The organism is Pseudomonas sp. ASL3, from assembly GCF_056680425.1.
Genome location: NZ_CM155281.1, coordinates 5835633 through 5849540, shown reverse-complemented (window position 1 = coordinate 5849540; position 13908 = coordinate 5835633). Strand labels below are relative to the sequence as shown.

At 58.8% G+C, this 13908-nt stretch carries 13 protein-coding genes; 6 read left to right on the top strand and 7 right to left on the bottom strand.

Translation table 11 applies throughout. From position 1 onward, the window contains the following. Positions 1 to 86 precede the first annotated feature (86 nt). Positions 87 to 782 carry a gamma-glutamylcyclotransferase gene (locus tag AC1MEE_RS26750; protein ID WP_480412487.1) on the bottom strand — a complete coding sequence of 232 codons (696 nt, stop codon included), beginning with the start codon at positions 780 to 782 and terminating at the stop codon, positions 87 to 89. Positions 783 to 1123: 341 nt separating this feature from the next. On the opposite strand from AC1MEE_RS26750, the gene AC1MEE_RS26745 reads away from it, so the two are divergent. Further along, complete coding sequence (locus tag AC1MEE_RS26745) at positions 1124 to 1615, top strand: sn-glycerol-3-phosphate transporter (protein WP_480412486.1); 492 nt, start codon at positions 1124 to 1126, stop codon at positions 1613 to 1615. On the opposite strand, the gene AC1MEE_RS26740 is transcribed toward AC1MEE_RS26745, so the two are convergent. From AC1MEE_RS26740 to AC1MEE_RS26720, 5 genes are all read right to left on the bottom strand, one after another. Continuing rightward, positions 1612 to 2580, bottom strand: a complete 969-nt coding sequence (locus AC1MEE_RS26740; RefSeq protein ID WP_480412485.1) for a CDP-6-deoxy-delta-3,4-glucoseen reductase — start codon at positions 2578 to 2580, stop codon at positions 1612 to 1614. The two genes, AC1MEE_RS26745 and AC1MEE_RS26740, sit on opposite strands and share 4 nt — an antisense overlap. Next, the gene (ubiD, locus tag AC1MEE_RS26735) at positions 2580 to 4046 is read right to left on the bottom strand and encodes a 4-hydroxy-3-polyprenylbenzoate decarboxylase (RefSeq protein ID WP_480412484.1); all 1467 of its coding nucleotides are present in this window, start codon (positions 4044 to 4046) and stop codon (positions 2580 to 2582) included. Before ubiD ends, AC1MEE_RS26740 begins: the two co-directional genes overlap by 1 nt. A 152-nt stretch (positions 4047 to 4198) precedes the next feature. Continuing rightward, positions 4199 to 5458 carry a transcription termination factor Rho gene (rho, locus tag AC1MEE_RS26730; RefSeq protein WP_397450888.1) on the bottom strand — a complete coding sequence of 420 codons (1260 nt, stop codon included), beginning with the start codon at positions 5456 to 5458 and terminating at the stop codon, positions 4199 to 4201. Positions 5459 to 5686: 228 nt separating this feature from the next. Beyond that, positions 5687 to 6016 (bottom strand): thioredoxin TrxA, encoded by a 330-nt coding sequence (gene trxA, locus AC1MEE_RS26725; protein WP_480412483.1) that lies wholly within the window; start codon positions 6014 to 6016, stop codon positions 5687 to 5689. A 123-nt stretch (positions 6017 to 6139) separates the two neighbouring features. Continuing rightward, entirely contained in the window at positions 6140 to 6844 is a 705-nt protein-coding gene (locus AC1MEE_RS26720; protein ID WP_480412482.1) for a FadR/GntR family transcriptional regulator, read from the bottom strand. Between the two features lie 250 nt (positions 6845 to 7094). Here AC1MEE_RS26720 and AC1MEE_RS26715 point away from each other — a divergent pair, with 250 nt between their 5' ends. The 5 genes from AC1MEE_RS26715 to ppx all read left to right on the top strand — a co-directional run bounded on the left by AC1MEE_RS26715 (position 7095) and on the right by ppx (position 11703). After that, positions 7095 to 7880: a transporter substrate-binding domain-containing protein gene (locus AC1MEE_RS26715; RefSeq protein ID WP_480412481.1), complete on the top strand. Its 786-nt coding sequence runs from the start codon at positions 7095 to 7097 to the stop codon at positions 7878 to 7880. Between the two features lie 76 nt (positions 7881 to 7956). Beyond that, positions 7957 to 8622, top strand: coding sequence for an amino acid ABC transporter permease (locus AC1MEE_RS26710; protein ID WP_480412480.1), 666 nt, complete (start codon positions 7957 to 7959; stop codon positions 8620 to 8622). Beyond that, on the top strand, positions 8619 to 9269 hold the full coding sequence (locus AC1MEE_RS26705; protein WP_480416354.1) for an amino acid ABC transporter permease: 651 nt from the start codon (positions 8619 to 8621) through the stop codon (positions 9267 to 9269). The genes AC1MEE_RS26710 and AC1MEE_RS26705 overlap by 4 nt, the downstream gene beginning before the upstream one ends. Then, positions 9256 to 9993 carry an amino acid ABC transporter ATP-binding protein gene (locus AC1MEE_RS26700; protein WP_480412479.1) on the top strand — a complete coding sequence of 246 codons (738 nt, stop codon included), beginning with the start codon at positions 9256 to 9258 and terminating at the stop codon, positions 9991 to 9993. The genes AC1MEE_RS26705 and AC1MEE_RS26700 overlap by 14 nt, the downstream gene beginning before the upstream one ends. 207 nt (positions 9994 to 10200) lie before the next feature. After that, positions 10201 to 11703, top strand: a complete 1503-nt coding sequence (gene ppx, locus AC1MEE_RS26695; RefSeq protein ID WP_480412478.1) for an exopolyphosphatase — start codon at positions 10201 to 10203, stop codon at positions 11701 to 11703. On the opposite strand, the gene ppk1 is transcribed toward ppx, so the two are convergent. Continuing rightward, on the bottom strand, positions 11690 to 13903 hold the full coding sequence (gene ppk1 / locus AC1MEE_RS26690) for a polyphosphate kinase 1 (RefSeq protein WP_480412477.1): 2214 nt from the start codon (positions 13901 to 13903) through the stop codon (positions 11690 to 11692). The two genes, ppx and ppk1, sit on opposite strands and share 14 nt — an antisense overlap. Positions 13904 to 13908: the final 5 nt, after the last annotated feature.

Sequence of the window (13908 nt, the reverse complement as noted above, 5' to 3'; positions counted from 1 at the left end):
CCGCGTCAAGCCATTCGCGAATAAATTCGCTCCCACGGATTTATCGCAAATTCCTGTAGGAGGCAGGCTTGCCTGCTATGAAAGCATCAGAGCTGACAGGCTTCCGCCAGCGCCGTCACCTGATCACCCCAACAACGCTTGAGTCGCGCTTCCAGGTTGAGATCCGGCATGGCGTGACTACGTAAAGCGTTGGCGGTTTGTTCGACGTAGTCGCGGGTGGTGCCGGAGCGGCCGCATGCGTTGGCGAGCACTTGGCTCAGTACACTATCCGGCAGGTTGCCAGCGTAGCTGGGCAGATGACGTTCCAGCACGAACCCCAATGCCTGAACCCGGGTACCGTCTTCAAGGCGGCAGCTGAGCCAGTGGGGTCGATAGGAGGGATACGGCATCTCGCGCTGCCAGAGCGCCAGTAGCGACTCTTGCAGGCAGTCTTCAGGCAGGCGATAGGCGAAGCCGCTGCATGAGCCGCCGCGATCCAGGCCAAACACCAGGCCGGGAAGTTCGGGGGTGCCGCGATGTTCGTGGGACCAAAGGTACAAGCCGCGATGATAACCGTGCACCCGTCCGCGCTGTCGCTCCACGGCGGAGCATTCAGGGCGCCAGATCAGGGAGCCGTAGGCGAACAACCAGACCGGGCCACCCTGATGCAGCTTCATGGTCGCGTGCATCGAGTTCATCAGCTGTTCGCGCGTCAGTTGCGGCCCTAGATCAATCACCGGCGGGTAACTGAGTTCCAGACCGGCATGGGCAGCCGTCATCAAGCTATTGAATTGATTCCCCATTTGGTTCCCCCCTGGCATGACTGCTGCCAGTTGTTGCTGACCTTTGCGTCGTAGAACACCCCGCGGCACCGCAGGATGCCTGTGTATCTGACTTTGCCGGAGGCTTATCAGTCACGTTGCAGTGCCAAAACACTTGAAAATGGCATGCAATTAGTAATCCATTGCCAAAGTCTGTTGCCCCGGATAAAGCGCGGATAAGCCGGCAAACGACCGTCCGCTCATCCCCCCCGCCAAAAATTTTGGAACATTCCCACACAATTTGGAGCAGATTAAACCTTTCAAGCAATACAACAGCTGCGTATAAAGCCGCCCTTGGCAATAAATGGCCGAGAGGAGGAACAATGATGGGCAGATCAGTCAAGGGCACGGTGTTAGCCGCACTTTTGTTAAGTTCGGCAACCTGCACGCAGGCCGCGGAAGAGTCGCAAGACAATCGCAACAGCTTCTGGCTTGTTCAGACCAGCGTCTACACCCACCATTTTTCCTCGGACTCTGAGCACAATGATCGTCAAAATCTGATCGGGCTGGAGCGCAACGAAGCCTCAGGCCTGGTCTACGGGGCGGCGAGCTTTCGCAACTCGTTTCGCCAACAGTCGGCCTACGGCTACGTAGGCAAGCGCTATGAGAGCGCCGACTATCCGGTCTATCTGAAGGTCACGGGCGGGCTGATTTATGGCTACCGTGGCGAATACCGCGACAAGCTTCCGCTGAATCGCTTTGGCGTAGCCCCGGCGATCATTCCATCGGTAGGCGTAAACCTCGGCCCCGTCACGACCGAAGTGGTTCTGCTGGGCTTGATGGCGACGATGGTCAACGTTGGGGTCCGCTTCTAGGGTCTGGGCGCATAGGCGAAGACATCGGCACGCATCTGATGCGCGTCCATACCGGCGCTCACCAAAGCATCGAGGGTGGCGTAGATCATCGCCGGAGAGCCGCTGGCGTAGACGGTCACCGACGACAGATCGCTGAAGTCTTCACACACCGCCTCATGGAGCATGCCGCAACGCCCTTCCCAACCGCACAGGTCGCTGACTACCTTGTGCAAGTGCAGATTAGTCAATTGTTGCCATTCGTCCCAATGGGACAATTCGTAGAACTCTTCCGGACGCCGCACGCCCCAGTACAGATGCACGGGGTGCTTGAAGCCCTTGGCGCGACAGTGCTCGATCAGGCTGTGCATCTGCGCCATCCCCGTACCCGCGGCAATCAGGACCAGCGGACCGTCCGGCAGCTCAGCAAGGTTGGCATCGCCATAGGGCAATTCGATGCGCAGGATGCTATTGCGCTGCAGTTGTTCGATCAGGCTCTGGGCACTGGCTTCGCGCGCCAGTACATGCAACTCAAGATCGCGTCCGTTGTGGGGGGCCGAGGCCATGGAAAACGCAGACTTCTCGCCATTCTCACGCTCGATCATCATGTACTGGCCTGCGTGATAGCGCGGTGGTTTGCCGGCCGGAGCCCGCAGGCCAACCCGCCACACATCGCCACCGACTGCAACGCACTCGCTCACCTGACAGGCCAGCTTGCGCACCGGCAGTTCGCCAAGCGCCAGCACACCGTCCCACATGACGACGCAGTCTTGCAGGGGCTCGGCCAGGCAGGTGTAGAACTCGCCATGATCAAGCGCCTCACCTGCCTGTAAAACCCGGCCTTCGACCAACAGCGCGGCACAAATATGGCAATTACCATTCCGGCAGCTTTGCGGGCATTCATAGCCGAGGCGTTGCGCGGCGTCGAGTATCCGCTCGCCGGGCAACATCTTCAGCACCGCACCAGACGGCTGCAAGGTTACGCGCATCAATCTATTCCTAACTGATTCCAGATATCGTCGATCCGGCGTGTCACCGCCTCATCCTTGACGATAACTCGACCCCACTCGCGCGTGGTCTCACCCGGCCATTTATGCGTTGCGTCCAGGCCCATCTTCGAACCCAGCCCGGAAACCGGCGATGCGAAATCCAGATAGTCGATTGGCGTGTTGTCGATCATCACCGTGTCACGCTTGGGGTCCATGCGTGTGGTGATGGCCCAGATCACGTCGTTCCAGTCCCGGGCATTGATGTCGTCATCCGTGACGATAACGAACTTGGTGTACATGAACTGTCGCAGAAACGACCAGACGCCAAGCATTACGCGCTTGGCATGGCCCGGATACTGCTTCTTCATGGTCACTATGGCCATGCGGTAGGAGCAGCCTTCAGGCGGCAGATAGAAATCGGTAATCTCTGGAAACTGCTTTTGCAGAATCGGTACGAAGACTTCGTTCAATGCTACGCCGAGAATCGCCGGCTCATCAGGCGGCCGACCGGTGTAGGTGCTGTGGTAGATCGGTTTGATCCGATGGGTGATGCGTTCGACGGTGAACACCGGGAAGCTGTCGACTTCGTTGTAGTAGCCGGTGTGGTCGCCGTAAGGCCCTTCATCGGCCATTTCGCCGGGATGGATCACGCCTTCCAGAACGATTTCTGCGCTGGCCGGCACTTGCAGGTCGTTGCCGCGGCACTTGATCAGCTCGGTACGATTGCCCCGTAGCAAACCGGCGAAGGCATATTCGGACAGGCTGTCAGGCACCGGCGTGACTGCACCGAGGATAGTCGCAGGGTCTGCACCGAGCGCCACCGAAACCGGGAACGGCTGATCTGGGTGTTTCTCGCACCACTCTCTGAAGTCCAGCGCGCCGCCACGGTGGCTGAGCCAGCGCATGATGACCTTGTTACGGCCAATCACTTGCTGACGATAAATGCCGAGGTTCTGCCGGTCCTTGTTCGGGCCTTTGGTGACGGTCAGACCCCAGGTAATCAACGGGCCGACATCGCCTGGCCAGCAAGTCTGTACCGGCAGCATGCCGAGATCGACATCATCGCCTTCGATGACCACTTCCTGGCACGGCGCATCCTTGACGACCTTGGGTGCCATGGCGATGATTTTTCGGAAGATCGGCAGCTTCGACCAGGCGTCTTTCAGGCCCTTGGGCGGCTCTGGCTCCTTGAGGAACGCCAGCAGCTTGCCGATTTCACGCAGTTCGCTCACCGCTTCGGCGCCCATACCCATGGCCACGCGTTCGGGCGTGCCGAATAGGTTGCCGAGTACGGGAATGTCATAGCCGATGGGGTTTTCGAAGAGCAGAGCCGGTCCTTTGTTGCGCAAGGTCCGGTCGCAAATTTCCGTCATTTCCAGCACCGGCGAGACAGGTACCTGAATGCGTTTCAACTCTCCGCGCTGCTCAAGCTGCTGCACGAAATCCCGAAGATCCTTGAACTTCATTGACCAGGCCATTCATAAAATAGATGCATATCCTACCTGCTCTGAGGATCGGCGGCAGCTCATGAACACGTAATAGCGGCCCTCAACAGGTATTTTCGCTCAAAAAAAATGGTGCCCCTGAGGACACCATTCTTTTCACACGGCTCAGCCTGTTATTTACGCTTCATCGACAGGAAGAACTCGTCGTTGGTCTTGGTCTGCTTGAGCTTATCGATCAGGAACTCGATAGCAGCGACTTCGTCCATCGGGTGCAGCAGTTTGCGCAGGATCCACATCCGTTGCAGCTCGTCATCAGCGGTCAGCAACTCTTCGCGGCGGGTACCGGAACGGTTGATGTTGATCGCCGGGAACACACGCTTTTCAGCGATCTTGCGATCCAGAGGCAGTTCCATGTTGCCCGTGCCTTTGAACTCTTCGTAGATCACTTCATCCATCTTCGAGCCGGTTTCAACCAGCGCGGTGGCGATGATGGTCAGCGAGCCGCCTTCTTCGATGTTCCGTGCAGCACCGAAGAAACGCTTCGGTTTCTCCAGGGCGTGAGCATCGACACCACCCGTGAGGACCTTGCCGGAGCTCGGGATCACGGTGTTGTAGGCGCGAGCCAGACGCGTGATGGAGTCGAGCAGGATGACCACATCCTTTTTGTGCTCGACCAGGCGCTTGGCCTTCTCGATCACCATTTCGGCGACCTGTACGTGCCGGGTTGGTGGCTCGTCGAACGTCGAGGCAACCACTTCGCCGCGCACAGTGCGCTGCATTTCGGTCACTTCTTCCGGACGCTCATCGATCAGCAGAACGATCAGATGCACTTCCGGGTTGTTACGCGTGATGTTCGACGCGATGTTCTGCAGCATGATGGTCTTGCCGGCCTTGGGCGGCGCAACGATCAGGCCACGCTGACCTTTACCGATCGGGGCGCAAAGATCGATCACCCGGCCAGTAAGGTCTTCGGTGGAGCCGTTACCGACTTCCATCTTCATACGAATGGTCGGGAACAACGGCGTCAGGTTTTCGAAAAGAATCTTGTTCTTCGCGTTCTCCGGGCGATCGTAGTTGATCGTGTCGACCTTGAGCAGAGCGAAGTAACGCTCGCCCTCCTTAGGCGGACGGATCTTGCCGACGATGGTGTCGCCAGTGCGCAGGTTGAAACGGCGGATCTGGCTGGGAGAGACGTAGATATCGTCAGGGCCGGCGAGATAGGAGGCGTCTGCAGAGCGGAGAAAACCGAAGCCGTCCTGGAGAATCTCCAGCACGCCATCACCGGAAATTTCCTCGCCACTTTTGGCATGCTTTTTCAGCAGGGAGAAAATCACATCCTGCTTGCGCGAACGGGCCATATTTTCTATGCCCATCTGTTCGGCCATTTCGAGCAGATCGGTAATCGGCTTTTGCTTGAGTTCAGTCAGGTTCATATAGGAATGACGTAATCATGTATGGAGGGGGAATTAAGCTTTTGGCTTAATGAGGCCGCGCCGCAGAGAAGGCGACAGGATCGCGTACTAATTCGAAAGGAGAGCGTCGGCGACGGCTAGCAGGGGGCAATGGAGAAACCATTGCGGGGCCGAATGTAACACCGGACTTTCAGGGCGTCTAGTCCTGCACCCATAAAAAACCCCGCAACTTGCGGGGCTTTAAGTGTCTCAGATATTGGCGTCAAGAAACGCCATCAATTGCGATTTCGACAGAGCGCCCACCTTGGTGGCCTCGACGTTGCCGTTCTTGAACAACATCAGCGTCGGGATACCGCGCACGCCGTGCTTGGCTGGCGTTTCCTGGTTTTCGTCGATGTTCAGCTTGGCGATTGTCAGCTTGCCAGCGTAGGTACCGGCGATCTCGTCCAGGACCGGGGCGATCATCTTGCACGGACCACACCACTCAGCCCAGTAATCAACGAGGACGGGGCCGGCAGCCTTGAGAACTTCTTCTTCGAAGCTGGCGTCGCTGACGTGTTTGATAAGGTCGCTACTCATGGAAGTCTCCGAGGTCGTAGGCTAAAAATCGTCGCTCATCATAACGGGACTGACTGCGTTCAGGAAGCCGAGGTTGATTGAGTCTAGCTATGGTGATGCATGAGTGTGGTTATAGCCCAGCTTTCAATCGGCGGGAGAAACGAAAGCGATGCCGGTGCGCAATGCCGCGCCCCTAATGTGCTCGTGCATGGCCTTCTGTGCCGGACCCGACGCATGCCGTGCAAGGGCGCGGAGAATTTTTCGGTGTTCCTGCCAGGTTTCCATGGCGCGCTCCGCCCGGATAAACGGCAGCTTCTGGCTCTCCAGGAAGATATCAGCGCTCGCCGTGACGATCCCGAGCATAGCCTGATTACCGCTGGCCACGAGAATCTGCCTATGGAAATCGAAGTCGAGCCGCGCCGCCTTATCGAAGTCGCCCGCCCGCAATTCGGCGCGCATGGCTTCGACGTTGTCCTCCAGCACGTCCAGCTCATCGGCGGTCAGGGTCAACGCCGCCAGGCTTGCCGCGAAACCTTCGAGGGCATAGCGCAGTTGAAAAGTATCGGCTGGCGACACTTGGGCGGCGAAAGGCCAGGAAAATCCACTCACGCCCTGTTCTGGTTCGGAAATCGCCTGGACGAACACCCCTTTTCCCGGTTGCACACTGACCACACCCAGCGCGCTGAGGGAGGACAGCGCCTCGCGCAAAGACGCTCGACTCACGCCCAGGCGCAAAGCCAGATCCCTCTGTGAAGGCAGGCTGTCGCCGGGGGCGTAGCCCTGTTCGGCAATCAATTTGCGAATGGCCTGGAAGGCGGCTTCGGGTACTGCTAGCGGGATCGAATGCATAACTGTTCAGGCCGGTCAGTCCAGTAAAACTCCCTTGTATCGCTCTCGCGCCGATCCGGCAAGCGGCGCCCGGCATTGGGTCGCCAGGGGTTTCAGACGCGCTAAAACGGAGCGAAATCGCTTTCAACTGTTCAGACCAGTAAGACCACGACGCTTGGCAAACCCTCTGATCCTCGGCACTGCAGCCCGCTGGCATGGGCTGTGCACTGAGGATTTCAGAAATGCCTTTCGTTCAACTCGGAGACTTCCTATGACCAAGCGTTACAGCGTCCTGCTCACCGCCCTGTTTGCCAGCCTGATGCTCAGCCAGGCGCCTGCTCAGGCCAACGGCCTGACCGACGTGATGACTCGTGGCACGCTGAAAGTCGCCGTGCCTCAGGATTTTCCGCCCTTCGGCTCGGTCGGCCCGGACATGAAGCCGCGCGGCCTGGACATCGACACTGCGCAACTGCTGGCCGACCAATTGAAGGTCAAACTGGAGCTGACGCCAGTCAACAGCACCAACCGCATCCCGTTCCTGACCACGGGCAAGGTCGATCTGGTGATATCCAGCCTCGGCAAAAACCCGGACAGAGAAAAGGTCATCGACTTCTCCCGCGCCTACGCGCCCTTCTACCTCGCAGTTTTCGGGCCGCCTGACGCACCGGTCACCGAGTTGAACGATCTGGTGGGCAAAACCATCAGCGTGACCCGTGGCGCCATCGAAGATATCGAGCTGACTGCGGCTGCCCCGCAAGGCGTAACCATCAAGCGCTTCGAGGACAACAACTCGACCATCGCCGCCTACCTCGCCGGTCAAACGGATCTGATCGCCAGCGGCAACGTCGTCATGGCGGTAATCAGCGAACGCAATCCGAAACGCATTCCCGCCCTCAAGGTGAAACTCAAGGACTCGCCCGTCTACGTCGGCGTGAACAAGAACGAGCCGGAGCTACTGGCCAAGGTCAACGACATCCTCAACACCGCCCGCACCGACGGCGCACTGGAAAAGAACGCTCAGACCTGGCTCAAGCAACCGCTGCCGTCTGATTTCTGACTTCTGACTTCTGACTTCTGACTTCTGATTTCCGCGATTGATTTTTGAGTACTGAAGTACTGATCCAGGGGGCCGCATGGCTTATCAGTTCGACTTTTTACCCGTATTGCAAAACGCCAATCTATTGCTACGAGGCGCCCTGTTCACCCTGGAGTTGACGGCCATCGGTACGCTGCTCGGGGTCAGCCTGGGGATTGTCGGGGCGGTTGTCAGGGCCTGGAATATTCGCCCGTTCGCGGCGATCTTCGGCATCTATGTCGAGCTGATCCGCAATACGCCGTTTCTCGTGCAATTGTTCTTCATCTTCTTCGGCTTGCCATCGCTGGGTGTTCATATCTCCGAGTGGCAGGCCGCGGTGCTGGCGATGGTAGTCAACCTTGGCGCTTATTCGACGGAGATCATTCGCGCTGGCATTCAGGCCATCCCGCGAGGCCAACTCGAAGCCGCTGCGGCGCTGGCCATGAGTCGCTTTGAAGCGTTCCGCTACGTGGTGCTGGCTCCGGCGCTGGGCAAGGTCTGGCCGGCACTGAGCAGCCAGATCATCATCGTCATGCTCGGCTCGGCGGTCTGCTCGCAAATCGCGACCGAAGAGCTGAGCTTCGCCGCCAATTTCATTCAGTCACGCAACTTCCGCGCGTTCGAGACTTACATCATCACCACGCTGATCTACCTGTTCATGTCGCTGCTGATCCGTCAGTTGCTGGCCTGGGTCGGGCGGCGCTACATATCGAGGAATGGCTGATGGATTTCTCCCTTTGGGATGTCGTGCGCAATTTGCTCGTTGGCCTGCAATGGACCCTGGCCTTGTCGCTGACGGCATTCGCAGGTGGCGGCGTGATTGGCTTGCTGGTGATGACCCTGCGCATCTCGGACAAGAGCGCCCCGCGCTGGCTGGCCCGGGTTTATATCGAGCTGTTTCAGGGCACGCCGCTGTTAATGCAGCTGTTTCTGGTGTTCTTCGGCGTTGCGCTGCTGGGCATCGACATTTCGCCCTGGCTGGCCGCCGCGCTGGCACTGACGCTATTTACCAGCGCGTACCTGGCTGAAATCTGGCGCGGCTGCGTCGAGTCAATCGCTAACGGTCAATGGGAAGCCTCCGCCAGCCTGGCGCTGTCGCCTTTTGAGCAACTGCGCTACGTGATCCTGCCGCAAGCCTTGCGCATCGCGGTGGCCCCCACCGTCGGCTTCTCGGTGCAAGTGGTCAAGGGCACCGCCGTGACCTCGATCATTGGTTTCACCGAATTGACCAAGACTGGCGGCATGCTCGCCAACGCCACCTTTGAGCCATTCATGGTCTACGGCTTCGTAGCCCTCGGTTATTTCTTGCTCTGCTACCCCTTGTCGCTCAGTGCCCGCTATCTGGAAAGGAGACTGCATGCCGCTGCTTAGGATTTCCGCCCTGCATAAATATTACGGCGACCACCACGTACTCAAAGGTATCGACCTGACCGTCGAAGAAGGCCAGGTGGTGGCGATCATCGGCCGCAGCGGCTCGGGCAAAAGCACCCTGCTGCGGACCCTCAACGGACTGGAGTCGATCAACGACGGCGTGATTGAAGTCGACGGCGAATACCTGGACGCCGCCCGCGCCGACCTGCGCAGCTTGCGGCAGAAGGTCGGCATGGTGTTTCAGCAATTCAACTTGTTCCCGCACCTGAGCGTGGGTGAGAACGTCATGCTCGCGCCGCAAGTCGTGCAAAAAGTGCCCAAGGCCAAAGCCGCCCAGCTCGCCAGACAGATGCTCGAACGGGTCGGTCTTGGGGAAAAGTTCGACGCGTTCCCTGAACGCCTGTCCGGCGGTCAGCAACAGCGCGTCGCGATTGCTCGCGCCTTGGCGATGTCGCCCAAAGTGCTGCTGTGCGATGAAATCACCTCGGCGCTCGACCCCGAACTGGTCAACGAAGTACTCAGTGTGGTGCGCCAATTGGCCAACGATGGCATGACTCTGATCATGGTCACCCACGAAATGCGCTTTGCTCGCGAAGTCGGCGACAAACTGGTGTTCATGCATGAAGGCAAGGTGCATGAGGTAGGCGACCCGAAAATCCTCTTCGCCAACCCGCGCACCCCGGAGCTGGCGAATTTCATTGGTTCGGTGGAGCACGGCGCCTGAGGGGACTGATTTATTTTTCGCGCTCTTTGAAAAATCAATCTGTCCCCGGCCTCAGTCCACGGCCTCAAAAGCGGGGACAGATTGATTTTCGATGAAGCGCTGAAAATAAATCAGTCCCCTCACGATCGGTCTGACACTACGCTTCGCGTTGGCGGCAGGGATGGATCGTGGCAGGATGGCACGGTTATCGACCGAGACCCATTGATCATGCCGCAATCCCCAGCCAAGAATCTTTCCTTGATCGCCGCCATCGACCTGGGCTCAAACAGCTTTCACATGGTTGTGGCCAAAGCCAATCTTGGCGAAATCCGCATTCTAGAGCGGCTGGGCGAAAAAGTTCAGCTGGCGGCCGGGATCGATGAAGAGCGTCAGCTCAGCGAAGAGTCCATGCAGCGGGGGCTCGACTGCCTCAAGCGATTTGCCCAACTGATCAACGGTATGGAGCAAGGCGCAGTGCGGATCGTCGGCACCAACGCCCTGCGTGAAGCGCGTAACCGTGGCGATTTCATTCGCCGCGCCGAAGAGATCCTCGGCCATCCGGTGGAAGTGATTTCCGGCCGTGAAGAAGCCCGTCTGATTTATCTGGGTGTGTCCCATACGTTGGCCGATACCCCTGGCAAGCGCCTGGTGGCTGACATCGGCGGCGGTAGTACCGAATTTATCATTGGCCAGCGTTTCGAACCGCTGCTGCGTGAAAGCCTGCAAATGGGCTGCGTCAGCTTTACCCAGCGCTATTTCCGCGACGGCAAGATCAGTCCGGCCCGGTATGCCCAGGCGTACACGGCGGCGCGTCTGGAAATCATGAGCATCGAACACGCACTGCATCGCCTGACTTGGGATGAAGCCATCGGTTCGTCAGGGACCATTCGCGCCATCGGCCTGGCACTCAAAGCCGGCGGGCATGGCACCGGCGAAGTCAACGCCGAGGGCCTGGCCTGGCTCAAGCGCAAGCTGTTCAAACTCGGTGATGTGGAGAAAATCGATTTCGACGGCATCAAACCCGACCGTCGGTCTATTTTCCCGGCAGGTCTGGCGATTCTCGAAGCGATTTTCGATGCCCTGGAACTCAGCCGCATGGATCACTGCGAAGGCGCTCTACGGGAAGGCGTGCTCTACGACCTGATGGGCCGCCATCATCATGAAGACGTTCGTGAACGCACCCTGAGCTCGCTGATGGAGCGTTATCACGTCGACCTGGAACAGGCTGCCCGTGTCGAACGCAAAGCGCTGCACGCCCTTGAACAGGTCGCTGTGGCCTGGAACCTGGAAGACGATCTGTATCGCGAGCTGCTGAGCTGGGCCGCCAAGGTCCACGAAGTGGGGCTGGACATCGCCCACTATCACTACCACAAGCACGGCGCCTACCTGATCGAACACTCGGACCTGGCCGGCTTCTCCCGTGAAGACCAGCTCATGCTGGCCCTGCTGGTGCGTGGCCACCGCCGCAATATTCCCAAGGACAAGTTCGCCGATTTTGGCGAGGAAGGCATCAAGCTGATTCGCCTGTGCGTGTTGTTGCGCTTTGCGATTCTGTTCCACCACATTCGCGGCACCCAAGAGATGCCGCAAGTGGTTCTGCATGCCAACGGTCAGAACCTGGACGCGTTGTTCCCGGACGGTTGGCTGGAAAACAACCAACTGACTCAGGCCGACTTCGCGCTGGAAGCGGAGTGGTTGGCCCGAGTCGGTATCGTCTTCAGCGTACGCTGAGCAGCGGGTTGCTCAGGCGCTCCAGCAGGGTTGCCTGAGCGCTGCGCGGGTTCTGGTTGCCGGTTGGCGTGCTGCGCGTGTAACGACCGTCAGACTGCAGTATCCAGCTGTGGGTGTTGTCAGTCAGATAGCTTTCCAGCTCCTTCTTGACCCGCAGAATCAACTTCTTGCCCTCTACCGGGAAGCACGTCTCGACGCGCTTGTCGAGGTTGCGCTCCATCCAGTCAGCACTGGACAGGAACATCTGCTCATCGCCGCCATTGAGGAAGTAGAAGACCCGCGTGTGCTCAAGGAAGCGACCGATGATCGAGCGCACATAAATATTGTGCGAAACGCCGGCAATGCCTGGACGCAGGCAGCACATGCCTCGTATCACCAGATCGATACGCACCCCTGACTGACTGGCCTTGTACAGCGCCCGAATGATCTTCGGATCGGTCAGCGAGTTGAACTTGGCGATGATGTGCGCCGGCTTGCCATCGAGCGCGAACTGCATCTCGCGGGCAATCATGTCGAGCATGCCTTTCTTCAGGGTGAACGGCGCATGCAGCAGCTTCTTCATGCGCAACGTTTTACCCATGCCGATCAACTGGCTGAACAACTTGCCGACGTCTTCGCACAGGGCGTCGTCGGAGGTCAGCAGGCTGTAGTCGGTATACAGACGGGCGTTACCGGCGTGGTAGTTGCCGGTCCCCAAGTGGGCGTAACGGACAATCTCACCGGCTTCACGGCGCAGGATCAGCATCATCTTGGCGTGGGTCTTGAAGCCGACCACACCATAAATCACCACCGCGCCCGCCGCTTGCAGGCGGCTGGCCAGTTGCAGGTTGGACTCTTCATCAAACCGCGCGCGCAATTCGATTACCGCGGTGACCTCTTTGCCGTTACGCGCCGCATCGACCAATGCATCGACGATTTCCGAGTTGGCGCCGCTGCGATACAGCGTCTGCCGGACCGCCAGCACATGCGGGTCTTTCGCCGCCTGACGGAGCAAATCCACCACGGGCGTAAAGGACTCGAACGGGTGCAGCAGCAGGATGTCCTGCTTGCTGATCACGCTGAAAATGTTCTCGCTGTTCTGCAACAACTTGGGGATCGCCGGGGTGAACGGCAGGTATTGCAGTTCGGGGTGGCTGTCCAGACCGGTGATGCTGAACAGACGCGTAAGGTTGACCGGGCCGTTGACTCGATACAGCTCGGTGTCGCTCAGGTTGAACTGCTTGAGCAAGTAGTCGGACAAGTGTTTCGGGCAGGTATCGGCCACTTCCAGGCGCACCGCATCGCCATAACGACGCGAGAACAGCTCGCCGCGCAGGGCTCGGGCCAGGTCTTCGACGTCTTCGGTGTCGACTGCCAGATCGGCGTTTCGGGTCAGACGGAACTGATAACAGCCCTTCACCTTCATGCCCTGGAACAGGTCATCGGCGTGCGCGTGAATCATCGACGACAGGAACACGTAGTTGTCCCCTGCTCCGCCGACCTCCTCTGGAACCTTGATGACTCGCGGCAACAGACGCGGTGCAGGGATGATCGCCAGACCGGAATCGCGGCCGAAGGCGTCGATACCTTCCAGTTCAACGATGAAGTTCAGGCTCTTGTTCACCAGCAACGGGAACGGGTGCGTCGGATCGAGTCCAATCGGGGTGATGATCGGCGCGATCTCGTCACGAAAAAAGCGACGGACCCAAGCCTTAAGCTTGGCTGTCCAGTAACGACGACGAATGAAGCGGACCTGATGTTTTTCCAGCTCCGGCAACAGAATGTCGTTGAGGATCGCGTACTGGCGATCGACGTGGCCATGTACCAGCTCGCTGATCCGCGCCAGCGCCTGGTGCGGCTGCAAACCGTCTGCGCCCGCCTGTTCGCGAGCGAAGGTGATCTGTTTCTTAAGACCGGCGACCCGAATTTCGAAGAACTCATCGAGGTTGCTGGAAAAGATCAGCAGAAACTTCAGCCGCTCCAGCAGCGGGTAAGACTCATCCAGCGCCTGCTCCAGCACGCGAATATTGAACTGCAATTGCGACAGTTCGCGGTGGATGTACAAGCTGCTGTCGTCCAGGTTCGGGACGACGACAGCGGGCACCACTGGCGCTGCTGGCGCCTCGGGGACGGGCACCACTTCGATGTTCGGTTCAACCACCGGCTGAGCATCCTGAACGGCGATCTGAACAGCGGCTTGGGTGAGTCCTTCGGTATTCATGGGTG